17 protein-coding genes are annotated in these 20,699 nt (G+C 67.5%); 13 read left to right on the top strand and 4 right to left on the bottom strand.

Annotated features, from left to right (window positions below):
• The first annotated feature begins 78 nt into the window (after positions 1-78).
• Genes H3309_RS16080 through H3309_RS16070 form a run of 3 tightly spaced genes read left to right on the top strand, consistent with a single transcriptional unit; the run spans position 79 to position 4,071 of the window.
• Positions 79-2,415 carry a TonB-dependent receptor gene (locus H3309_RS16080; RefSeq protein WP_182296027.1) on the top strand — a complete coding sequence of 779 codons (2,337 nt, stop codon included), beginning with the start codon at positions 79-81 and terminating at the stop codon, positions 2,413-2,415.
• A 10-nt stretch (positions 2,416-2,425) separates the two neighbouring features.
• Positions 2,426-3,223 carry a phytanoyl-CoA dioxygenase family protein gene (locus tag H3309_RS16075; RefSeq protein ID WP_182296025.1) on the top strand — a complete coding sequence of 266 codons (798 nt, stop codon included), beginning with the start codon at positions 2,426-2,428 and terminating at the stop codon, positions 3,221-3,223.
• Positions 3,205-4,071, top strand: coding sequence for a phytanoyl-CoA dioxygenase family protein (locus H3309_RS16070; protein WP_207791530.1), 867 nt, complete (start codon positions 3,205-3,207; stop codon positions 4,069-4,071). The genes H3309_RS16075 and H3309_RS16070 overlap by 19 nt, the downstream gene beginning before the upstream one ends.
• A 9-nt stretch (positions 4,072-4,080) precedes the next feature.
• On the opposite strand, the gene H3309_RS16065 is transcribed toward H3309_RS16070, so the two are convergent.
• Positions 4,081-4,983 (bottom strand): LysR family transcriptional regulator, encoded by a 903-nt coding sequence (locus tag H3309_RS16065; RefSeq protein WP_182296022.1) that lies wholly within the window; start codon positions 4,981-4,983, stop codon positions 4,081-4,083.
• Positions 4,983-5,921 carry a thioredoxin-disulfide reductase gene (gene trxB, locus H3309_RS16060; RefSeq protein ID WP_182296021.1) on the bottom strand — a complete coding sequence of 313 codons (939 nt, stop codon included), beginning with the start codon at positions 5,919-5,921 and terminating at the stop codon, positions 4,983-4,985. The genes H3309_RS16065 and trxB overlap by 1 nt, the downstream gene beginning before the upstream one ends.
• A 99-nt stretch (positions 5,922-6,020) precedes the next feature.
• On the opposite strand from trxB, the gene H3309_RS16055 reads away from it, so the two are divergent.
• The 4 genes from H3309_RS16055 to H3309_RS16040 are packed head-to-tail and all read left to right on the top strand — an operon-like array spanning position 6,021 to position 10,388.
• Positions 6,021-6,509, top strand: coding sequence for an Lrp/AsnC family transcriptional regulator (locus H3309_RS16055; protein WP_182296019.1), 489 nt, complete (start codon positions 6,021-6,023; stop codon positions 6,507-6,509).
• On the top strand, positions 6,502-7,542 hold the full coding sequence (locus tag H3309_RS16050; protein ID WP_182296017.1) for a pseudouridine synthase: 1,041 nt from the start codon (positions 6,502-6,504) through the stop codon (positions 7,540-7,542). The genes H3309_RS16055 and H3309_RS16050 overlap by 8 nt, the downstream gene beginning before the upstream one ends.
• A gap of 3 nt (positions 7,543-7,545) precedes the next feature.
• A complete protein-coding gene (gene rsmD, locus H3309_RS16045; protein ID WP_182296015.1) occupies positions 7,546-8,103 on the top strand; it encodes a 16S rRNA (guanine(966)-N(2))-methyltransferase RsmD in 558 nt (185 codons plus the stop codon).
• A 17-nt stretch (positions 8,104-8,120) separates the two neighbouring features.
• Positions 8,121-10,388, top strand: a complete 2,268-nt coding sequence (locus H3309_RS16040; protein WP_182296013.1) for an ATP-dependent helicase — start codon at positions 8,121-8,123, stop codon at positions 10,386-10,388.
• Between the two features lie 4 nt (positions 10,389-10,392).
• On the opposite strand, the gene clpA is transcribed toward H3309_RS16040, so the two are convergent.
• The gene (clpA, locus tag H3309_RS16035) at positions 10,393-12,729 is read right to left on the bottom strand and encodes an ATP-dependent Clp protease ATP-binding subunit ClpA (RefSeq protein WP_182296011.1); all 2,337 of its coding nucleotides are present in this window, start codon (positions 12,727-12,729) and stop codon (positions 10,393-10,395) included.
• 173 nt (positions 12,730-12,902) lie between these two features.
• Here clpA and H3309_RS16030 point away from each other — a divergent pair, with 173 nt between their 5' ends.
• The 4 genes from H3309_RS16030 to H3309_RS16015 all read left to right on the top strand — a co-directional run bounded on the left by H3309_RS16030 (position 12,903) and on the right by H3309_RS16015 (position 17,235).
• The gene (locus H3309_RS16030; RefSeq protein WP_182296009.1) at positions 12,903-13,352 is read left to right on the top strand and encodes a PaaI family thioesterase; all 450 of its coding nucleotides are present in this window, start codon (positions 12,903-12,905) and stop codon (positions 13,350-13,352) included.
• Positions 13,349-14,470 (top strand): cell division protein ZapE, encoded by a 1,122-nt coding sequence (gene zapE / locus H3309_RS16025; protein WP_182296007.1) that lies wholly within the window; start codon positions 13,349-13,351, stop codon positions 14,468-14,470. Before H3309_RS16030 ends, zapE begins: the two co-directional genes overlap by 4 nt.
• 129 nt (positions 14,471-14,599) lie before the next feature.
• On the top strand, positions 14,600-15,628 hold the full coding sequence (locus H3309_RS16020) for an HlyD family secretion protein (RefSeq protein WP_182296005.1): 1,029 nt from the start codon (positions 14,600-14,602) through the stop codon (positions 15,626-15,628).
• Positions 15,628-17,235, top strand: a complete 1,608-nt coding sequence (locus H3309_RS16015; RefSeq protein WP_182296003.1) for a DHA2 family efflux MFS transporter permease subunit — start codon at positions 15,628-15,630, stop codon at positions 17,233-17,235. The genes H3309_RS16020 and H3309_RS16015 overlap by 1 nt, the downstream gene beginning before the upstream one ends.
• A 76-nt stretch (positions 17,236-17,311) precedes the next feature.
• Here the strand turns inward: H3309_RS16015 and H3309_RS16010 are convergent, their stop codons facing one another.
• A complete protein-coding gene (locus tag H3309_RS16010) occupies positions 17,312-18,583 on the bottom strand; it encodes a helix-turn-helix transcriptional regulator (RefSeq protein WP_182296001.1) in 1,272 nt (423 codons plus the stop codon).
• Here H3309_RS16010 and H3309_RS17485 point away from each other — a divergent pair.
• Entirely contained in the window at positions 18,571-19,602 is a 1,032-nt protein-coding gene (locus H3309_RS17485) for a PEPxxWA-CTERM sorting domain-containing protein (protein WP_243453777.1), read from the top strand. The genes H3309_RS16010 and H3309_RS17485 overlap by 13 nt on opposite strands.
• A gap of 134 nt (positions 19,603-19,736) precedes the next feature.
• Entirely contained in the window at positions 19,737-20,699 is a 963-nt protein-coding gene (mdh, locus tag H3309_RS16000) for a malate dehydrogenase (protein ID WP_182295999.1), read from the top strand.

The raw sequence follows: 20,699 nt of genomic DNA, 5'->3' as shown, positions 1-20,699 counted from the left end.
TTTTTCCGTCACGCGCAACCCTTGGCGAAACAGGGCCGGGCAACGGCGTTGACAGGGACCATCTGAAGGGGAGTGATCATGGACGCAACCGCCTTTGCACGCCGGACGCTGTTGCTGCTGGGGGCAGCGATCCTGCCGGGCAGCGCGCTCCTGGCCCAGCCCGCGGGCAATGCCCCGACCCGCGCCGCGACCGAGGAGGCGGCGCCCGACGAGATCGTGGTGACCGCGCAGTTGCGCCGGCAGAGCCTGCAGGACGTGCCGCTGGCGATCAGCGCGATTTCCGGCGACACGCTGCTGAACCAGGGCATCAACAATCCCACCGACCTGCGCTTCGTCACCCCCAGCCTGAACTTCGCCAACAGCGCCAACACCCGCGGCGAGGGGCTGTCGATCCGCGGCGTCGGCACCTCCATCTTCGGCGACGGGGTGGAGCAGAGCGTCGGCGTGGTGGTGGACGGCATTCCCATGTCGCGGAACGGCATGGGCACGATGAGCATGATCGATGTCGACCGCGTGGAGGTGCTGCGCGGGCCGCAGGGCACGCTGTTCGGCAAGAATGCGTCGGCCGGGCTGATCGTGATCACGACCAGGCGGCCCCGGCTCAACGAGCTGTCGCTCGACCTCGGTGCCAGCTATGCCACCTGGGATGATCTGCGGCTGAACGGCGTGGTCAATGTGCCGATCGGCACCACCGGCGCCTTTCGCCTGGCGGTCTCCAGCACCGACCGCGACGGCATCATCACCAACATCAACCGCAACGAAACGCTGAACAACCGGCGGGAACGGATCGTGCGCGGCCAGCTGCTGGCGGAACCGGTCGATGACCTGTCGATCCTGATCATCGGCGACTGGTCGGAAAGCCGCACCCGCTGCTGCGCCTGGACCGCCCGGGTGGCGGCGCCCGGCACGCCGTTCGCCGCGCTGAACGCGGCGCAGGGCATCGTCCCATCCGCCACCAACCTCAGGAACGCGGCCGGCGCGCGCTTCTTCCAGGACCTCGACACATTGGGGGTGTCGGGTGAGGTGAACTATGATGCCGGCTTTGCGACATTGACCGGCATCGTCGCCTATCGCGAGTGGAATGCGTTCGACAACAATGACCCCGACATCCTGCCGCTGAACGTGCTGGACGTGAATGCCGGTGATTCGCGGGTGCAGCAGTTCAGCGCGGAGCTCCGCCTGACGTCACGTGGCGAATCGGCGTTCCAGTGGCTGGTCGGCGCTTTCTATTTCGACGTCGCCAACCGCGGCGGCAATGAACAGACCGGCACGCTCGGGGTCCCGCTGCCGCCCGGCGGCACGTTGGGAAACCGCCGCGACAGCGAAACCTACAATTACAACAAGGCCCTCTACGGCCAGCTCAGCTATGCGTTCACGGACTGGTTCAAGCTGAGTGCATCGGGCCGCTATACCGACGAAATCCTGCGCTTCGACTGGCGCCAGCGCCCGTCGGGTACCCTGGGCGCGATCCCGGGCCGGCCGACGCTGGACGTGCGGGGCGCCCGGATCACCACCGACAATTTCAGCTGGCGGGTCATCGCGCAAGTCGATCCCGCGCCGGACGTGATGGCCTTCGCCTCGGTCGCACGCGGCTATAAAGGCCCGGCCTATGACCAGCAGCTGGTGTCGGCGACGCCGGTGTTCGTGCAGCCGGAAATTCCGACCAGTTACGAGATCGGCCTTCGCTCGACCCTGTTCGACCGGAAACTGACGCTCAACCTGACCGCCTTCAAGACCGACTTCGAGAATTTCCAGGCGCAGGCCTTCGACCAGAATGTGTTCCCGTCGCGCTTCACCACCGTCAACGCCGGCAAGCTGAGCACCCGGGGGATCGAGGCGGATATCATGCTGCGGCCTGTGGCCGGCCTCAGCCTGTCGGGCGCCGCCACCTATCTCGACAGCGAATACAAGGATTTCAAGAACATCGCCTGCTTTGTGGGGGCGACCATCCTGCCGTTCGGCACGCCGCGGACCGACCCGCGCCAGTGCATTCGCGTCAGCCCGACGGGCGGGGGCGTGACGACCGGCGACGGCCTGCCGCTGACGGACGCGCCGAAGTTCACCTACACCTTGCAAGCGAATTATGAGACGCCGGTGAGCGATGCCTTGAAGGTGGGCGCCAATGTCAACTGGTTCTGGCGGGACGATGTGGTCTATTCCAGCAACGGCGATCCGGGGCTGCGGCAGGACAGCTATGGCCTGCTGGGCGCCTCGCTGGCGCTGGCGGCGGCGGACGACCGCTGGCGGGTGACGCTGTTCGCGCGCAACCTGCTCGACAAGCATTTCGTCAGCCGGATCATTCCCCAGCCGGTGCTCAACGCGGCCGGCACGAACGGGCTGGGCAGCTACAGCCAGTTCCCGAGCGCGGACGCGCGACGCATCGTGGGCGTTTCGCTGGACCTGAAACTGCGGTAGGGGCAAGGGGATGCTGACCGAGGCGGAGCGCGAGGCTTTCGACCGCGACGGGTTCTTCCTGCGGCGCGGCTTCGCGGGGACCGGCGAGGCGATGGCGGCGGAATGCATCACCGCCATCCGCGCCGATCCGCCCGCCGCCCATGCCGGTGAACCGGCCTATGCCACCGCCGAAGGCCTGCTGGTGCAGCCGGAGGCGAAGCCGGTGGCGGGTGCGGTGAATCCGGAAGATCATGTGTCGAAACTGTTCAACCCGCACCTGTTCGGGGCGACCGCGGCGTTCAGCGACGATCCACGCGTCGGGCCGATGCTGTCGGACCTGCTGGGCGGCGCCGATGTCGATGTCTTCCAGTCGATGTTCATCCTGAAGAATCCGGGCGCCTGGGGACAGCCCTGGCATCAGGACAGCCATTATTTCAATTTCGACCAGCAGCCGCAGATCGGCCTGTGGCTGGCGATTTCGGCGGCGACGCTGGACAATGGCTGCCTGTGGGTGCTGCCCGGCAGCCACCGCGACCGGCACCTCCATGCCCATGCGCCCGACCGGCGGCCGGGGGCCAACCATGGCTATCTGGAGGTGGAGGGGCTGGATGAGCGCGCGGCGGTGCCGGTGACGATGGAACCGGGCGACCTCCTGGTGTTCGACAGCTATCTGCTGCACAAATCCTCGGACAATGTGGCCGACAGCCGCCGCGCGGCGATGGTGTGGCACTACGGCCGCGCCGGCACCCGCAACCTGGCGCCACCGGCGGTGGCGGCGATGCAGGCGCGGATCAACATCTGGAAACCGGTGTGGCGGCGGGCGGCATGACGCTGGCGGCGGATTACGCGCGCGATGGCTATGTCGTGGTGCAGGATGTGCTGACGCCGGCGGAAATTGACGCGCTGCGAAAGGAGGCGACGGCGATCGCCACCGGCGGGCGCGGCGCGATCCTGGGTGCCGAAGCCTTCGCCGGCCGGGGAGAGGCGGCGCTGCCCGAGATCCTTGCCATCCATTTCCCGCACAAGGCCAGCCCGCTGATGGCGGCGATGCTGGCGCATCCGGCGATCGTGGCGCTGCTGACGCAGCTGGTCGGCCCGGATGTGAAGGCGATGCAGTCCATGCTGTTCGTGAAGAGCGCGGGCAAGCCCGGACAGGCCTGGCATCAGGACGAGCATTATATCCCGACGCGCGACCGCTCACTGTGCGGCGTGTGGATCGCGCTGGATGACGCGACGCCGGAGAATGGCTGCCTGTGGATGCGGCCCGGCAGCCATCACGATGGCATCCTGTGGCCGGTGCGCGACCATGGCGATCCCCGCTTCGACAATGGGCAGGAAGCGCATGGCTTTCCCGGCGACCGGGAGGAAGGCGTGCCGGTGCCGGTGCGCGCCGGCGGGGTGGCGCTGTTCAACGGCTATACGCTGCACCGCTCGCTCGACAACCGCGCGCCGGGCGGGTTCCGGCGCGCGCTGGTCAACCATTATATGAGCGCACGGTCGCTGCTGCCCTGGGCGTTCGGCATCCCGCCCACCCTGCGCGAGGATTATCGCGATATCGTGCTGGTGGCGGGCGACGATCCCTATGCCTGGAAGGGCCGGGAGGACATCAGCTTCCCCTTCGTGCGGCCGGAAAACCCGGCGCATGCGGCGGCGCTGTTCGGGCGGCTGCGGGGCTGACCTTTTCGCTCAGGCCTCGCCCATGCCGGCCGGGGTCATGCGGGCGACCAGGAAATCGCGCAGCGCCGCCACCCGCACCGAGCCTTTCAGTTCGGACGGATAGACGAAATAGGTCTGGAACACCGCGCCATGCGATTGCGGCAGGATGCGCTTCACCTTGTCCGAAAAGGCGATGAGGTAGCTGGGCAGCGCCGCGATGCCGGCGCCCGCCTCCACCGCCTGGAGCACGCCGAAACTGTTGTTGATGGCAAGCGCCGGTTCGCGCGAGGGGCCGTCATGGCCGAGGTCGAGCGCCCAGTTGATGCTCTTGAGGTAGGCGGGCGCCTCGGGACCATAAGCGATCAGGCGATGGCCGGCGAGGTCCTGCGGCCGCTGCGGCTCGCCATGCTGGGCGAGATAGGCATGGGAGGCGCACAGGTGATGGCGGATGGCGACCAGCGGGCGCTGGATCAGGTCGGCCTGGTGCGGTTTGTGGAAGCGGATGGCGCAGTCGGCCTCGTGGCGGGCAAGGTCGATCTCCTCGTCGCGCAGGTTCAGGCTGACGCGGATGTCGGGATAGAGTTGCGCGAAGGCGGCAAGGTTGCGCGACAGCCAGGTCGAGCCGAAGCTGACGGTGGTGGTGAGGCGGATTTCGCCGGTGGGGCGGTTGCGGGTCGATTCGATCGCCATGCGGGTGCGCTCGATCTCGTCCGCCATGCCATCGGTGGTGCGATACAGCTGCTCGCCCTCGTTGGTCAGCGCCAGCCCGCGGGCGTGGCGGTGGAACAGCTTGGCCCCCAGCGCTTCTTCGAGCGCGATGATCTGCCGGCTGAGCGCGGGTTGCGACAGGTGCAGCCGCCGCGCGCCCTCGGTGAAGCTGCCGGCGCTGGCGACCACCTGGAACAGGCGCAGCTTGTCCCAGTCGAAGGGCATCAGGCGGGTTCGGGCACGGGGGCGTGCGCCAGGAAACGCTCGGCATCGAGCGCCGCCATGCAGCCCATGCCGGCCGCCGTCACCGCCTGGCGATAGGTCTTGTCGGTGACGTCGCCGGCGGCGAACACCCCGGGAACACTGGTGCGCGGCGTGCCGGGATCGACCAGGATATAGCCGTCCTCGTCCATCGCCAGCTGGCCCCGGAACAGCGATGTCGCCGGATCATGGCCGATGGCGACGAACAGGCCGTCGATGGCGTGGTCCTCGCTTTCGCCGGTTTTCGTGTCCAGCAGCCGGACGCCGGTGGTGGTCAGGCCATCGCCCAGCACCTCCGCGACCTCGGCATTCCAGCGCACCCGCACCTTGGGGTGGGCGAACAGGCGCGCCTGGTTGGTCTTGTCGGCGCGCAGCGTGTCGCGGCGGTGGATCAGCAGCACCTCGCTGGCGAAATTGGTCAGGAACAGCGCCTCCTCGACCGCGGTGTTGCCGCCGCCGACCACCGCCACTTTCTTGCCGCGGAAGAAGAAGCCGTCGCAGGTGGCGCAGGCCGACACGCCCTTGCCGCGATAGGATGTTTCCGATGGCAGGCCGAGCCACCGCGCAGAGGCGCCGGTGGCGATGATCAGCGCGTCCGCGGTGTAGCGCGTGCCGCCATCGCCCATGGCGACGAACGGCCGCTGTGACAGGTCCACCGATTCGATGATGTCGGAAACCAGCCTGGTGCCGACATGCTCCGCCTGCGCCGCCATGCGCGCCATCAGGTCGGGGCCCATCACCATCGTGTCGCCGGGCCAGTTTTCCACGTCCGTGGTGATGGTCAGCTGGCCGCCGGGTTGCAGCCCCTGCACCAGCACCGGGTTCAGCGCGGCGCGCGCGGCATAGACCGCCGCGGTATAGCCGGCCGGGCCGGAACCGATGATCAGAACCTTGCTGTGCATGCGCTTCCCCTTTGCGCGCCCGATTTAAGGCGCGGTGGCGGGCGGTGCAACCGCCGCGCTCCCTTGGCGTGGGCGTAACGATGTTCTAGTCGGCAGTGCATGACCGAAACAAACCACCGCCGCCACATCCTGGACGAGATCGACCGCCAGATTTTGCGCGAACTCCAGGCCGATGGCCGCATGACCAATGTCGAGCTGGCAAGCCGCGTGGGCCTGACCGCTCCGCCCTGCCTGCGCCGGGTGAAGGCGCTGGAGGAGGCGGGCATCATCGCCGGCTATCATGCCCGGCTGGCACCCGGTGCGCTCGGCTGGCCGATCACTGTGTTCGCCATGGTCAGCCTGAAAAGCCAGGCGGAGGCCGACCTTCAGGCCTTCCAGAACCATGTCGCGGCGCTGGAGCCGGTGCGCGAATGCCACATGCTGAACGGCGAGATCGATTTCATCCTGAAGGTGGTGGCGCACGACCTGCAGGAGTTCCAGAGCTTCCTGACCAGCGAGCTGACCAGTGCGCCGAACGTCGCCAGCGTCAAGACCAGCCTGACCATCCGCACGTCCAAGGCCGAGATCGGCGTGCCGGTCGATGGCTGATCCGCGCCCGCCACGGGCATCTCATGTCCCCCGCGAACCGGCGGCGCCGGGTGGGCGGCGCGGGCGCAACCGCGGCGTGGCGATGGCGGAACGAGCGGCGGCGAAGCCGGATGGCAAGGGCGACCGCATCGCCAAGCTGCTGGCGCGCGCCGGCGCAGGCAGCCGGCGGGACATCGAACGGATGATCGCGGAGGGGCGGGTGGCGCTGAACGGCGTGCCGCTGACCACGCCGGCGACCGTGCTGCAGAACCTGGCCGGCGTGACAGTGGACGGCCATCCGGTGGCGGAGGCGGAGTCGACCCGGCTGTTCCTGTTCCACAAGCCGGCCGGGTTCCTGACCGCCGCGCGCGATCCCGCCGGGCGGCCGACCATCTATGACGCGCTGCCCCCCGGCCTGCCGCGGCTGATGCCGGTGGGGCGGCTCGACCTCAATACCGAAGGGCTGCTGCTGCTGACCAACGACGGCGAGCTGAAACGCGCGCTGGAACTGCCGGCCTCGGGCGTGCCGCGCACCTATCGCGTGCGCGCCTATGGCGAGGTGAAGCAGCGCGATCTGGAGGCGCTGGCGACCGGCGTGACGCTGGCGGGTGTTCGGTACGGGCCGGTCACCGCGGACGTGGATCGCAGCGGCGCCGGGCGCAATTTCTGGCTGACGATGACGCTGGCGGAGGGCAAGAACCGCGAGGTGCGCAAGCTGTGCGAGGCGATGGGATTGCAGGTCAGCCGGCTGATCCGCGTCGGCTATGGCCCCTTCGCGCTCGCCGACCTGCCGCCGCGCGCCGTGGGGGAAGCGACGCCCGACCATGTGCGGGAGCTGCGGCGGATGCTAAAGGTGGCGGGGCCCGCGCCCAAGGATGCTGGCGCGAAGCCCGCGCGCCCGGCGGCACCGCGGCGCGAGACGGTGGCGGCCGAGCGTCCGCGCAGGACACCGCGGGCGCTGAAGGATGATGGCGGCGAGCTGACGACGCGACCACCGCGTGGCGGCGCGAAAGTGCTTCGCCCGTCGCGCCCGCGTCCGCCGCGCAAGGGCTGAGCCATGCGGATCATCGCCGGGCAATGGCGCGGCCGGCCGCTGCTGGCGCCGAAAGGGGAGGCGACGCGGCCGACCGCCGACCGCGCGCGCGAGGCGCTGTTTTCGATGCTGACCAGCCGGCTGGGCAGTTTCGAGGGGCTGCGGGTGGCCGACCTGTTCGCAGGCTCGGGCGCGCTGGGGCTGGAGGCGCTGTCGCGCGGGGCGGCGCATTGCACCTTCGTGGAGCAGGATGGCGCGGCGGTGACGGCGCTGAAGGCCAATATCGCCAGGCTGGGCGCGGTGGCGGAGGTCCGCATGCAGTCGGTGATGACGCTGCGCGCAGTCGACGCGCCCTTCGACCTGCTGCTGCTCGACCCGCCCTATGGCAGCGGCGCCGGCGCGGTGGCACTGGACCGGCTGGCGCGCCTGGGCTGGCTGACGCCGGCGACGTTGTGCAGCGTGGAGACCGGGAAGGGTGAAGGGGTGGACGTGCCGGGGTTCGCGGTTGAGGTGGAGCGGGTGCATGGCAAGGCGAAGATCAGCCTGCTGCGGCTCGGCTTCCCCTTGCCATCTGTGCCGTGAGTTCGCTATCTGTTCACATGGCGTCGGTACATCCCCTGGCAAGCGAACCGGACTGGCTATCCAGCCTGAACCCGCCGCAGCGCGAGGCGGTGCTGACCACCGAGGGCCCGGTGCTGATGCTGGCCGGCGCCGGCACCGGCAAGACCAAGGCGCTGACGGCGCGGCTGGCGTGGATCCTGGCGAACCGGCTGGCCTGGCCGTCGGAGCTGCTGGCCGTCACTTTCACCAACAAGGCGGCGCGGGAGATGCGGCACCGGCTGGGCACGATGATCGGGCCGGCGGCCGAGGGTATGCCGTGGCTGGGGACATTTCATGCCATCGCTGCGAAAATGCTCCGCCGTCATGCCGAGCTGGTCGGACTGAAGAGCAACTTCACCATCCTCGACACCGACGATCAGCTGCGTCTGCTGAAACAGGTGATCGCCGAGGCGAACCTGGACGAGAAGCGCTGGCCGGCGAAGGCGCTGGCCGGGTTGATCGACCGCTGGAAGAACAAGGGCCAGGTGCCGGCGGATGTGCCCGCGGGGGAGAGTTTCGCCTTCGCCGACGGGCAGGGGGCGACGCTCTATGCCCGCTATCAGGAACGGCTGGCGACGCTGAACGCCGCCGATTTCGGCGATCTGCTGTTGCACGGCATCGTCATCCTGGAACGCCACGCCGACCTGCGCGCCGAATGGCAGCGCAAGTTCAAATATTGCCTGGTGGACGAGTATCAGGACACCAACGCCGCGCAGTATCGCTGGCTCAAGCTGCTGGTCGGCGAACGCCACAACCTGTGCTGCGTGGGAGACGACGACCAGTCGATCTACAGCTGGCGCGGCGCGGAAGTGTCGAACATCCTGCGCTTCGAGAAGGACTTTCCCGGCGCACGCATCATCCGTCTGGAACAGAATTACCGTTCCACGCCGCATATCCTGGCGGCGGCCTCGGGCGTGATCGCGAAGAACAGCGGCCGGCTGGGCAAGACGCTGTGGACCGCGATGAACGGCGGCGAGAAGGTGAATGTCGTCGGCGTGTGGGACGGCCCGGAGGAGGCGCGGCTGGTCGGCGAGCGGATCGAGCGGCTGGCGCGCGAAGGGGCGGGGCTGGAGCAGGTGGCCATCCTGGTGCGCGCGCAGCATCAGACGCGGGAGTTCGAGGATCGCTTCATCGCCATCGGCCTGCCCTATCGCATCGTCGGCGGCTTTCGGTTTTACGAGCGCGCGGAAATCCGCGATGCGCTCGCCTATCTGCGGCTGGTGAACAGCGCCGACGATGCGCTGGCGTTCGAGCGGATCGTGAATGTTCCCAAGCGCGGCCTGGGGGACAAGGCGCAGGCGCTGATCGCCGCGCATGCACGCGCCACCGGCAGCAGCCTGAGCCACGCCGCCGCCGGCATCATCGAGACAGACGAGCTGCCGGCGGCGGCGCGGCGCAACCTGGCGACGCTGGTCGGCGACCTGCGGCGCTGGCGGGCGATGGCCGACACCACGCCGCATCCCGAGCTGGCGCAGATCATCCTGGAGGAGTGTGGCTATGTCGCCGCCCTGCAGGCCGACAAGAGCGCCGAGGCCGCGGGCCGGCTGGACAACCTCGCCGAACTGGTGCGCGCGATGGAGGTTTATGACGACCTTCAGGCCTTTCTGGAGCATGTCAGCCTGGTGATGGACAATGACCGGTCGGAAGGCGAGGCGAAGGTGACCATCATGACGCTGCACGCCGCGAAAGGCCTGGAGTTCGACCATATTTTCCTGCCCGGCTGGGAGGAGGGGCTGTTCCCCAGCCAGCGCGCGCTGGACGAAGGCGGACAGGCGTCCCTGGAGGAGGAACGGCGGCTGGCCTATGTCGGCATCACCCGCGCGCGGCGGCGCGCCACCATCCTGCATGCCGCCAACCGTCGGGTCTATGGCCAGTGGACGTCCAGCATTCCCAGCCGCTTCGTCGCCGAGCTTCCGGCGGAGCATGTCGAGAGCGAAACCACGCTGTCCGGCGGCCCCAGCCTGTGGCGCGCGGCGCTGGGGGATGGCGACCCGTTCGCGCATCTGGAACGCGGCTCCGGGCGCGGGCCAGGGTGGGAGCGTGCAGCCAGCCGCGGCGTCAAGCGTCCCGGCGTGATCGAGGGCCGGGCGACGCATGTCACCGTCGGCGGCCGCGCCCGCGGCGAATTCGCCGTGGGCGTGCGGGTGTTCCACCAGAAGTTCGGCCAAGGCACGGTGCGCGCCGTCGACGCCAACAAGCTGACCGTCAGCTTCGACGCCAGCGGCGACAAGCTGGTGCTGGACAGCTTCGTCGAGCCGCTGGGTTAGCGCCTCAGGCCTCTTCGCTCGGCGCCGGCAGCGCGGCCTGCTTCTTCGGCTTGCGCCGTGCCTTGGGCGCCGCGGAGATGATCTCGAAGGCCGGCTTGTCCTCCTTGATGTGCACCCGCACCTCGCCGCCGCTCACCAGCTTGCCGAACAGCAGCTCCTCGGCCAGCGGACGCTTGATCGTCTCCTGGATCAGCCGCCCCAACGGCCTCGCGCCATAGAGCCGGTCATAGCCGCGCTCGATCAGCCAGTCCTTGGCATCGTCGGCCAGGCTGATGTGCACGTCGCGTTCGGACAGTTGCAGCTCCAGCTGGATGATGAACTTGTCGATCACGCGCGCCACGATCGCCGGCGGCAGGTAATCGAAGGGCACCACCGCATCCAGCCGGTTGCGGAACTCCGGCGTGAACATGCGCTTGATCGCTTCCTCGTCCTCACCCTCGCGCACCGTCGAGCCGAAGCCGATGCCTTCACGCTGCATGTCGGCGGCGCCGGCGTTGGTGGTCATGATCAGGATGGCGTTCCTGAAATCCACCGTCTTGCCGTGGTGGTCGGTCAGCTTGCCATTGTCCATCACCTGCAACAGGATGTTGAACAGGTCGGGGTGGGCCTTCTCGATCTCGTCCAGCAGCAGCACGCTGTGCGGATTCTGGTCGACCGCATCGGTCAGCAGCCCGCCCTGGTCGAAGCCGACATAGCCCGGGGGCGCGCCGATCAGCCGGCTGACCGAGTGGCGCTCCATATACTCGCTCATGTCGAAGCGGGTCAGCGGAATGCCCAAGATGCTCGCCAGCTGGCGCGCGACCTCGGTCTTGCCGACGCCCGTCGGCCCGCTGAACAGGTAATTGCCAATGGGCTTGTTCGGCTCGCGAAGCCCGGCGCGGCTGAGCTTGATGGCGGATGCCAGCAGCTCGATCGCCTTGTCCTGGCCGAACACCACATGCTTCAGGTCGGCTTCCAGTGTTGCCAGCGCCTTCTTGTCGTCGGTCGAAACGGATTTCGGCGGGATGCGCGCCATGGTGGCCACCACCGCCTCGATCTCCTTCACCGTGATCACCTTCTTGCGCTTCGCCTCCGGCACCAGCATCTGCGCGCTGCCGCTTTCGTCGATCACGTCGATGGCCTTGTCCGGCAGCTTGCGGTCGTTGATGTAGCGCGCCGACAGCTCGACCGCGGTCTTGATCGCCTCGGGCGTGTAACGGACCTTGTGATGCTCCTCGAACGACGGCTTCAGCCCGGTCAGGATCTTGATCGTGTCCTCGACGGTCGGCTCGTTGACGTCGATCTTCTGGAACCGCCGCAGCAGCGCGCGGTCCTTCTCGAAATGGTTGCGGAATTCCTTGTAGGTGGTGCTGCCGATGCAGCGGATGCTGCCCGACGACAGCGCCGGCTTCAGCAGGTTGGAGGCATCCATCGCCCCGCCGCTGGTGGCACCGGCGCCGATCACCGTGTGGATTTCATCGATGAACAGGATAGCGTGCGGCAGCTTCTCCAGCTCCGCGACGACATTCTTCAGCCGCTCCTCGAAATCGCCGCGATAGCGCGTGCCGGCCAGCAGCGCGCCCATGTCGAGCGAATAGATGGTCGCCGGGCGCAGCACGTCGGGCACCGCGCCTTCCACGATCTTGCGCGCCAGCCCCTCGGCAATGGCGGTCTTGCCGACGCCGGGGTCACCGACATAGAGCGGGTTGTTCTTGCTGCGCCGGCACAGGATCTGGATGGTGCGATCGACCTCGGCGCCGCGCCCGATCAGCGGGTCAACCTTGCCCTTCTTCGCCTTGTCGTTGAGGTTGATCGTGAACTGCTTCAGCGCGCTTTCCGCCGCCTTGCCATTGCCCTGCTTCGCTTCCTTGGGCGCTTCGGTCGCCTCCTCGGTCCCGCGCGGCGGCTTCGGCGCGCTGTCACCGGACTTGGCGATGCCATGGCTGATGTAGCTGACGGCATCCAGGCGGGTCATGTCCTGCTGCTGCAGGAAATAGACGGCGTGGCTTTCGCGCTCGCTGAACAGCGCCACCAGCACATTGGCGCCGGTCACATCCTCGCGGCCCGAACTCTGCACATGCAGGATGGCGCGCTGCACCACCCGCTGGAAGCCGGCCGTGGGGGAGGGGTCGACGCTGGCGTCGGCCTTCAGGCTGTTGAGCTCGGTATCGAGATAGCGCGTGACCTGCCGTCCCAGCTCGTCGAGATCGACGCCGCACGCCTTCATCACCGCGCCGGCATGATTGTCGGCGATCAGTGCCAGCAGCAGATGTTCGAGCGTCGCATATTCGTGGCGGCGGCGGCTCGCCTCGGCAAGCGCGTTGTGGAGTGTGGTTTCAAGGTCGCGGGAGAACGACGGCATTCAGGGCCCTTTCGGGACAGCGGGACAGACTCGCCATGCTGTCACGGCGCAATGTCGCGTTGCTTGCGCCGAAGCGCAAGGGGGTCGCGTCGCCTGCGTCGAAGCGCAACAAGGCCGCACTGTCGCACAATGCTGCGTTGCCAGTTGCGGATCACACGGCTAACCCCCCGGCGATGCCCGCACTTCTTGTCACCGACGGTCCCTTTACTGGCTGGAAAAGCTGGCATGCGCGGCCCGAGGGGCGCTTCGTCGACGGGCTGGGCAACATTTACTACCGCGACGATCCCGCCGGCCGCGGCATCGAGACCGCCATCGAAACCGGGCGCCAGCACAGCAATGGCCTGGGGTCGCTGCACGGCGGCTTCATCATGGCCTATGTCGATGTCGTGGCCTTCGCGGCGATCCGCCACATGCTGGACACGCAGGCGGCGGTGACGCTGAATGCCTCCACCGATTTCCTGGGCGCCGGCGCGGTCGGGAAGGTGCTGGAGGGCCGCGGCCATATCGTGCGCGAAACCGGCAAGCTGGTGTGGGTGGCCGGCACGCTGACGCAGGACGGCGGCGCCCATCTGGTGGCGCAATGGCATGCGCTGCTGCGGAAAGTGCCGCGCACGCCGCGATGAGCGCGGGTGCGGTCAGGGCGGCCTATGGCGGGCTGGTGGCGCGCGCGGAGCTGCGCGCGGACGCGGAACAGGCTGGGGTCGCGGCGCGGCTGGACGCACTGGCGACGGCGCTGGCACGCCCGAAACCGCAGGGGCTGTTCGCCCGGCTGCTGGCGCGGCCCCCGGCGCCGGCGCGCGGGGTCTATCTGTGGGGCGGGGTCGGGCGCGGCAAGTCGATGCTGATGGACCTGTTCTTCGCCCACGCCCCCGTGCACCGGAAGACCCGCATCCATTTCCACGAATTCATGCTGGAGACGCATGCCCGCCTCCATGCCGCGCGGCAGGCGGATCCCGGCGATCCGATTCCCGCGGTGGCGGCGCAATGGGCGGCCGGTGCCCGCCTCTTGTGTTTCGACGAGATGCAGGTGACCAATGTGGCGGATGCGATGATCCTGTCGCGGCTGTTCACCACCCTGCTGGACGGCGGCACCACGGTGGTCGCCACCAGCAACCGCCCGCCCGAGGACCTTTACAAGGACGGGCTGAACCGCCAGCTGTTCCTGCCCTTCATCGCGCTGCTGCGGGCGCGGCTGGACGTGGTCGGCCTGAACGGCCCGACCGATTACCGGCTCCAGCGCCTGGGCGGCATGCCGACCTATTACACGCCCAACGGCGCCGCGGCGACGGCGGCGCTCGCCGAGGCCTTCTTCCGCCTGACCGACTTTCCGGTCGAGGATCGGGCGAACGTGCCCAGCGAGACCATCCCCGTCCCCGGTGGCCGCACGCTGTTCGTGCCGAAATCACTGAAGGGCGTCTGCGTGTTCAGCTTCGCGCGGCTGTGCCGGCAGCCGCTCGGCGCGGCGGATTATCTGGCAGTGGCGCGGCGCTATCACACCGTGATCCTGGTCGGCGTGCCGGTGATGGGCCCGGAAAACCGCAACGAGGCGGCACGCTTCGTGACGCTGGTCGATGCGCTCTATGAGCATCGCTGCAAGCTGCTGGTCGCCGCCGACGCCGCGCTGGACGCGCTCTATCCGGCGGGCGACGGGCGGTTCGAGTTCGCGCGCACATCGTCCCGCTTGATGGAGATGCAGTCCGAAAGCTATCTGGCGCTGGGCCATGGGGCGGCCACGGTTTGACGCGCATCGGCGCGGGCCATCCGGCGCGTTCGCGCTGGGCCCCCGCCGCCTTCCCGCTTTCGTCAGGCTTGCGCCGCGGACACCCGGGGTCAATAGGTGATGCGGGAAGGGTGACAGCAGGACGGTTCGTTGCGACGTTTCATCTTTCCCGGAATCCTGGCGCTGGTCATGCTGCTGGCGCTGGGCGTGGCGATCTGGTGGTTCACCCAGGGCCGCTATGTCGAATCGACCGACAATGCCTATGTCGAGGCGGACATCGCCGTCATCGCGCCGAAGGTGCCGGGCTATGTCGCCAGCGTCCCTGTCACCGACAACCAGCCGGTGAAGGCCGGTGACCCGCTGCTGACCATTGTCGATGCCGACTATCGCGCCGCGCTGGCGAAGGCGGAGGCGGAGGTGGACCGGCAGCGGCGCGCGCTGGGAACGGCGGCGGCGACGGTGACGGCGCAGCAGAGCGGCATCTCGGAAGCGGAAGCGGCACTGCGCTCGGCGGAGGCGCAGGCGGTGCGGGCGCGGGCGGACGCGGCGCGCGCCGCCGATCTGGTCAAGGCCGGCTGGGCGACCAAGGCGCTGATGGACAGCCGCACCGCGGAGGCGAAGGCGGCCGAGGCGGCGATCGCCAGCGCCCGCGCGGCGGTCAGCATGGCGCGGGCGCAGACAACGGCGGCAAGCGGCAGCGAGGGCGGTGCCGGCGCGGCGCTGCGGGCGGCGATTGCGGCGCGCGACGCGGCGGCGCTGGACCTCGCCAACACGGTCATCCGCTCGCCGGTGGACGGCGTGGTCGGCAACCGCAGTGCCCGCGTGGGGCAATATGCCCGGCAGGGGTTGCAGTTGATGGTGGTGGTGCCGCTGGACGCGGCCTATGTCGTCGCCAATTTCAAGGAAACACAGATCGCGCGCATGAAACCGGGCATGCCGGTGACGCTGAAGGTCGATGCCTTCCCGGATGTGGCGATGAAGGGCCGACTGCTGTCGCTGTCGCCGGCGGCGGGCAGCCGGTTCAGCCTGATCCCGCCAGAGAATGCGACCGGCAATTTCACCCGCATCGTGCAGCGGGTGCCGGTGAAGGTGGAGATCGTGCGGCCGCTGCCACAGGGTGTGCGGCTGGTGCCGGGCCTGTCGGTGACGGCCAGCATCGACCTCAGGGACGCGGAATAATGGCCACCGGCGCCCGGCTGGCGGCGGCCGGGGCGGATGCCATGCCTGCGGAGGTGCAGGACGAGAGCGCCTTCCCGCCGCTGCCGGTGTTCTTCGCCTTCATCATGATGGCGTTCGGCATGTTCATGGCGATCCTGGACATCCAGATCGTCAGCGCCTCGCTGGGCCAGATCCAGGCCGGGCTGGCGGCGAGCGCCGACGAGATCAGCTGGGTGCAGACCAGCTATCTGGTGGCGGAGGTGGTGATGATCCCGCTCTCGGGCTTCCTCAGCCGCGCGCTGTCGATCCGCTGGCTGTTCGTGTTCAGCTGTGCCGGCTTCACGCTTGCCAGCCTGCTGTGCGCGCTCAGCACCAGCATCGGCGAGATGATCGCCGCGCGCGCGCTGCAGGGGTTCGTCGGCGGCGCGATGATCCCGACCGTCTATGCCGCCAGCTTCCTGATGTTCGGGCGCAAGCGGCAGACCGGCGTGACCGTCACCGTCAGCTTCATCGTCACGCTGGCACCCACCTTGGGCCCGGCGCTGGGTGGCTGGATCACCAGCGTGCTCAGCTGGCACTGGCTGTTCCTGATCAACATCATCCCCGGCATCCTGATCAGTTTCGGCGTGGCGACGCTGGTGAAGCTGGACGCGCCCAACCTGCCGCTGCTGAAGAAGATCGACCTCCTCGGCCTGGTGGCGCTGGCGGCGACCTGCGGCGGTGCGGTGTTCGTGCTGGAGGAAGGCGCGCGCTACCAGTGGTTCGAGGATCGCACGGTGCTGACCATGGCCTGCGTCGCGCTCTGCGCCGCGCTGCTGCTGTGGTGGCGGGTGACGACGGCGGAGGAACCCATCGTCAGCTTCCGGCCGCTGGGCAACCTGAACTTCCTCGGCGGCTCCCTGATGGGGGCGGTGTTCGGCATCGGCCTCTATGGCCTCGTCTATCTCTATCCGCTCTATCTGGCGCGGATCGCCGGGCTGTCTTCCGGCCAGATCGGCAATACGGTGTTCGTCACCGGCCTGTTCATGGCGCTGGGCGCGCCGATCGCCGGCTGGGTCAGCCAGCGCATCGACGTGCGGGTGATGGCCTGCATCGGTTTCCTGCTGCTCGCCACCAGCACCTGGATGACGCATTACATCGATATCGAATGGCGTTTCAACGAACTGGTGCTGCCGCAGGCGCTGCGCGGGCTGGGCATCATGTGCTGCATCGTCAGCGTCAGCGTGATGAGCTTCGGCACGCTGCCCAACCCGCTGATCAAGGACGCGACCGGCCTGTTCACCTTGTTCCGCAACGTCGGCGGCGCCATCGGCATCGCCATCATCAACACCATCGTGCTGGAACGGTTCAACCACCATTACAGCCGCCTGGGGGAGGCGACCAATCCCGGCCGGGCGGAAATCGTCGAACGCTATGACATGATGACCGGGCTTGCCGCCGCGCGCGGCATGCCCGACCCCGAAGGCTTCGCGCTGCGCGCGCTGGCCAACGAGGTGAACCGCCAGGCGCTGGTGATGAGCTATGCCGACGCCTTCTGGGTGCTCAGCCTGCTGTTCGTGGCCTTCTCCGTCGTGCCGCTGTTCCTGAAAAAGCCCGGGACATTCGCGGATGCGCAAGAGGTGCATTGAGGGGGGCGGCCACCCAAGGCTGCATCGCCATTGCACGAATGCGGTGGGCGTTGTTCGTCGGAGAACAGCCCGTTGCTTAATTTGCCATCCGCACCACCAGCGCCACCAATTCTGCTTCGCGCCGCACGTCGGTCTTGCGATAGATGCTTTTCAGCTGGGCGTTGACCGTGTCCAGGCTGACATCGCGGTTGCGGGCGATCGCGGCGCGCGATTGGCCCTGGGCAAGCGCAAGGGAAATGTCGGCTTCGGCGGGGGAAAGGTCAAAATTTTGGCGCAGCAGTGTCATCGTCGTCACGCGGTCGATACCGGCGGGTGCGCGCAAGACGACAATCGCGCGGGGTTCGAAATCGAAATTCCATGCCCGGCGTGGAAGGGGATACACCTCCGCCGTCAGGCCGTCGCAAAGCCCGTCCGTTGCGCGCAGCCACAGACGGCGGGCGACCGCCGCTGGACCCGCCTGCAATGCCTCGGCAATCGCCGCCTGCAATCTGTTGTCTGACGGGCGGTCGATCGCCCGCAGCGCGCCGTGCATGACCCCTATCACGTCCTGCCGCGCGGCCAGGCGGGCGCCTGCGGGCGTGATCGCCAGCATGCGTCCCGACCGATCGAGAATGAATGCTGCCGCCTGCATGGTTTCGAGCGCGCCGTTGACCATGGCGACGCCCTGGCTTGCGACCGCTTGCTCCAGCCGGATGACCTGCAATACGTCATGGGCGACCGAACCGAACAGCGCAAGCTCGTCCGCTGCTGTCACACCCTCGGTCTGACCGCGGTGAGTCCACATCGCGAGCATCGAATCCGATCCGGCTGAAAGCACGGTCTGGCAGCCGTTGGGGAGATCGTGTGTCGAGGTCAGATCATGATAGGGTGAGCGCGCGTACCGCCGTTCGCGCCGCGCCGCGTTCAACACATCCTCCGCGATTGTCACAAATGGCGCGGTGACTGCCGTCAGGCGCCAGTTCACCGTGTCGGAATAGGCGCGCACAGCTTCCACATCGCGCATCAGGTTGCGGTCGAGCGTGTTTGACAGGAACGGCCGCATGATGCCGGTCTCGGGCGTGAACTCCCCGATGTTCACGAACTTTGACCGCATCGCATCGGCCAGCGCCGTCAGCCCCCGCTGCCAACCCTCCGCCGTGAACGGCGCCTGCAGGAAGGTCTGCCGCAGATCAATCGACATGGCGAGGTACAATAGGCGGCGCGATCCACCATTTGCAAATATTTTTGGTTTGATCACCCGATCAGGGGATGTGCGCACGAGAGGCGCAGGCCAACGATTGCGATCATGATGGGTGCCGATTGCACGGGGCGGTTGGCAGCAACGGGGAGGCAACAATGAAAGCGGCAATTCAATTCGCGCTTGCTGCAGCGGCGCTGGCAGTCTCGGCTCCGACGGACGCGCAAACCATTGGGCGCCAGATCGACAGCTATGCCTACGCGGAAAGTTTTCGCGACGATATCCGGGGCGTGACCGAACGGTCGTGGGAATATGTCAACAAGGTCGATCCCAATCCGCGCGCGGGCGGGGTCTTTTCCAGCTCGCAGTCCCAGTCATCGCGGTCGCTCTATCAGAGCCCCTGCGAATATGGTCGGCCATGCTATGACTATCGCTTTGGATCAGCATCGTCGCTGAACAACGTCAGCCTTAAGGCAGGGGTGACCAAGGCGACCCAAATCACCAGGGTTGCGATGGACGACCCCTTTGTCCAACGGAACAACGTCCATGCCCTCAACACCATCGAGACATCGATGGTCGATCGGATCAGCTTTACCGGCATTGCGCCGGGGCAACTGGCGGTCTTGAAGGTCACGGACTATGCGCAGGTAAGCAGCGGGATCGTGAAGATGGTCAACGACCCCGTGGCTGAAAGCTTTGCCATCAACCGGTTCGCTTATTCCAGCAATCTCAATATCTTCGATAGCCTTGCCGAGCTCCGGAAACCGGAGCCTGTGGCAAAGCTCTCGTCTGCGTGGCGGGTATGCAATTCGTCGGAATTCCCCAATGCGTGTGGAACGAATACGCTGTCGAACGGGTATCTGACCCGGTCCAGGCTGTTTTTCGTGGACAGCGACGACATCATGTTCATCCAAAATGACCTCAGCCTGTATAGCGAGATTTTCGTCCGCTATGACATGTATGCTGAAGGCTCGCGCACGGTTATTCGCAGCTTCAACAATTTCGGCCAGTCTGGCTATGTGATGCTGGAAATGCTGACGCCCGGCACCGGCTATCTCAGCGAATTCGGTGATCTTTACCCGACGTCGCTTCCCAGTATCCCCGAACCTGCAACGTGGGCGATGATGATCGCGGGTTTTGGGCTGGTCGGCGCCGTCGCGCGCCGCAGGACGCGCGCACGTCAGGCCTGACCCAACCGCCATGTGCACCGCCGTCCGGCAGGCCGCCGGCCGGCGGTGCAGTCGATTGAGCGGTTGACGCCGGTGAAGCCGGGCGGATAAGCCGCGCGCGCACCCTTCCACCCCTCATCACGGGAACCAACATCATGGCACGCAAGAAAATCGCGCTGATCGGCGCGGGCAACATCGGCGGGACGCTGGCGCATCTGGCGGCGCAAAAGGCACTGGGCGATGTGGTGCTGTTCGATGTGGTGGAGGGCGTGCCGCAGGGCAAGGCGCTCGACCTGGCGCAATGCGGCCCGGTCGAAGGGTTCGACGTAAGCCTGAAGGGCACGAACGACTATGCCGACATCGCCGGCGCCGATGTGATTATCGTGACCGCGGGCGTGGCGCGCAAGCCGGGGATGAGCCGCGACGACCTTCTGGGCATCAACCTGAAGGTGATGAAGGCGGTGGGCGAGGGCATCAAGACCCATGCGCCGGGCGCCTTCGTGATCTGCATCACCAACCCGCTGGATGCCATGGTATGGGCGCTGCGCGAATTCAGCGGCCTGCCGCACCACATGGTCGTTGGCATGGCCGGCGTGCTGGACAGCGCGCGCTTCCGCCATTTCCTGGCGGACGAGTTCAAGGTGAGCGTGCAGGACGTGACGGCTTTCGTGCTCGGCGGCCATGGCGACACGATGGTGCCGGTGGTGGAATATTCGACCGTGGCGGGCATCCCGCTGCCGGATCTCATCAAGATGGGCTGGAGCAGCAAGGAGCGCATCGACGCCATCGTGGCGCGCACGCGCAGCGGCGGCGGCGAGATCGTGGGCCTGCTGAAGACCGGCAGCGCCTTCTATGCGCCGGCGGCGAGCGGCATCGCGATGGCGGAGGCGTTCCTCTATGACCAGAAGCGCGTGATCCCGTGCGCGGTGAACCTGACCGGGCAATATGGCGTGGACAACCTCTACGTCGGCGTCCCCTGCGTGATCGGCGCCGGCGGCGTGGAACGGGTGGTGGAAATCGCGCTCTCCGACGAGGCGAAGGCGAATTTCCAGGTCAGCGTGGACGCGGTGAAGGAATTGCTGGTGGCGTGCCGGGGGATTGATCCGTCATTGGGGTAA

Origin of the sequence: Sandaracinobacteroides saxicola (genome assembly GCF_014117445.1) — a bacterium.
Lineage (GTDB): Bacteria > Pseudomonadota > Alphaproteobacteria > Sphingomonadales > Sphingomonadaceae > Sandaracinobacteroides_A > Sandaracinobacteroides_A saxicola.
Note: the sequence above shows the minus strand (reverse complement) of the source record. Positions and strands in the feature narration are given on the sequence as shown.

Bases quoted from the DNA above. Each gene is read 5' to 3' on its own strand.
- H3309_RS16080 (WP_182296027.1), top strand. From the start codon at position 79: ATGGACGCAACCGCCTTTGCACGCCGGACGCTGTTGCTGCTGGGGGCA.
- H3309_RS16075 (WP_182296025.1), top strand. From the start codon at position 2,426: ATGCTGACCGAGGCGGAGCGCGAGGCTTTCGACCGCGACGGGTTCTTC.
- H3309_RS16065 (WP_182296022.1), bottom strand. From the start codon at position 4,983: ATGCCCTTCGACTGGGACAAGCTGCGCCTGTTCCAGGTGGTCGCCAGC.
- trxB (WP_182296021.1), bottom strand. From the start codon at position 5,921: ATGCACAGCAAGGTTCTGATCATCGGTTCCGGCCCGGCCGGCTATACC.
- H3309_RS16055 (WP_182296019.1), top strand. From the start codon at position 6,021: ATGACCGAAACAAACCACCGCCGCCACATCCTGGACGAGATCGACCGC.
- H3309_RS16050 (WP_182296017.1), top strand. From the start codon at position 6,502: ATGGCTGATCCGCGCCCGCCACGGGCATCTCATGTCCCCCGCGAACCG.
- rsmD (WP_182296015.1), top strand. From the start codon at position 7,546: ATGCGGATCATCGCCGGGCAATGGCGCGGCCGGCCGCTGCTGGCGCCG.
- H3309_RS16040 (WP_182296013.1), top strand. From the start codon at position 8,121: ATGGCGTCGGTACATCCCCTGGCAAGCGAACCGGACTGGCTATCCAGC.
- clpA (WP_182296011.1), bottom strand. From the start codon at position 12,729: ATGCCGTCGTTCTCCCGCGACCTTGAAACCACACTCCACAACGCGCTT.
- H3309_RS16030 (WP_182296009.1), top strand. From the start codon at position 12,903: ATGCCCGCACTTCTTGTCACCGACGGTCCCTTTACTGGCTGGAAAAGC.
- zapE (WP_182296007.1), top strand. From the start codon at position 13,349: ATGAGCGCGGGTGCGGTCAGGGCGGCCTATGGCGGGCTGGTGGCGCGC.
- H3309_RS16015 (WP_182296003.1), top strand. From the start codon at position 15,628: ATGGCCACCGGCGCCCGGCTGGCGGCGGCCGGGGCGGATGCCATGCCT.
- H3309_RS17485 (WP_243453777.1), top strand. From the start codon at position 18,571: ATGAAAGCGGCAATTCAATTCGCGCTTGCTGCAGCGGCGCTGGCAGTC.
- mdh (WP_182295999.1), top strand. From the start codon at position 19,737: ATGGCACGCAAGAAAATCGCGCTGATCGGCGCGGGCAACATCGGCGGG.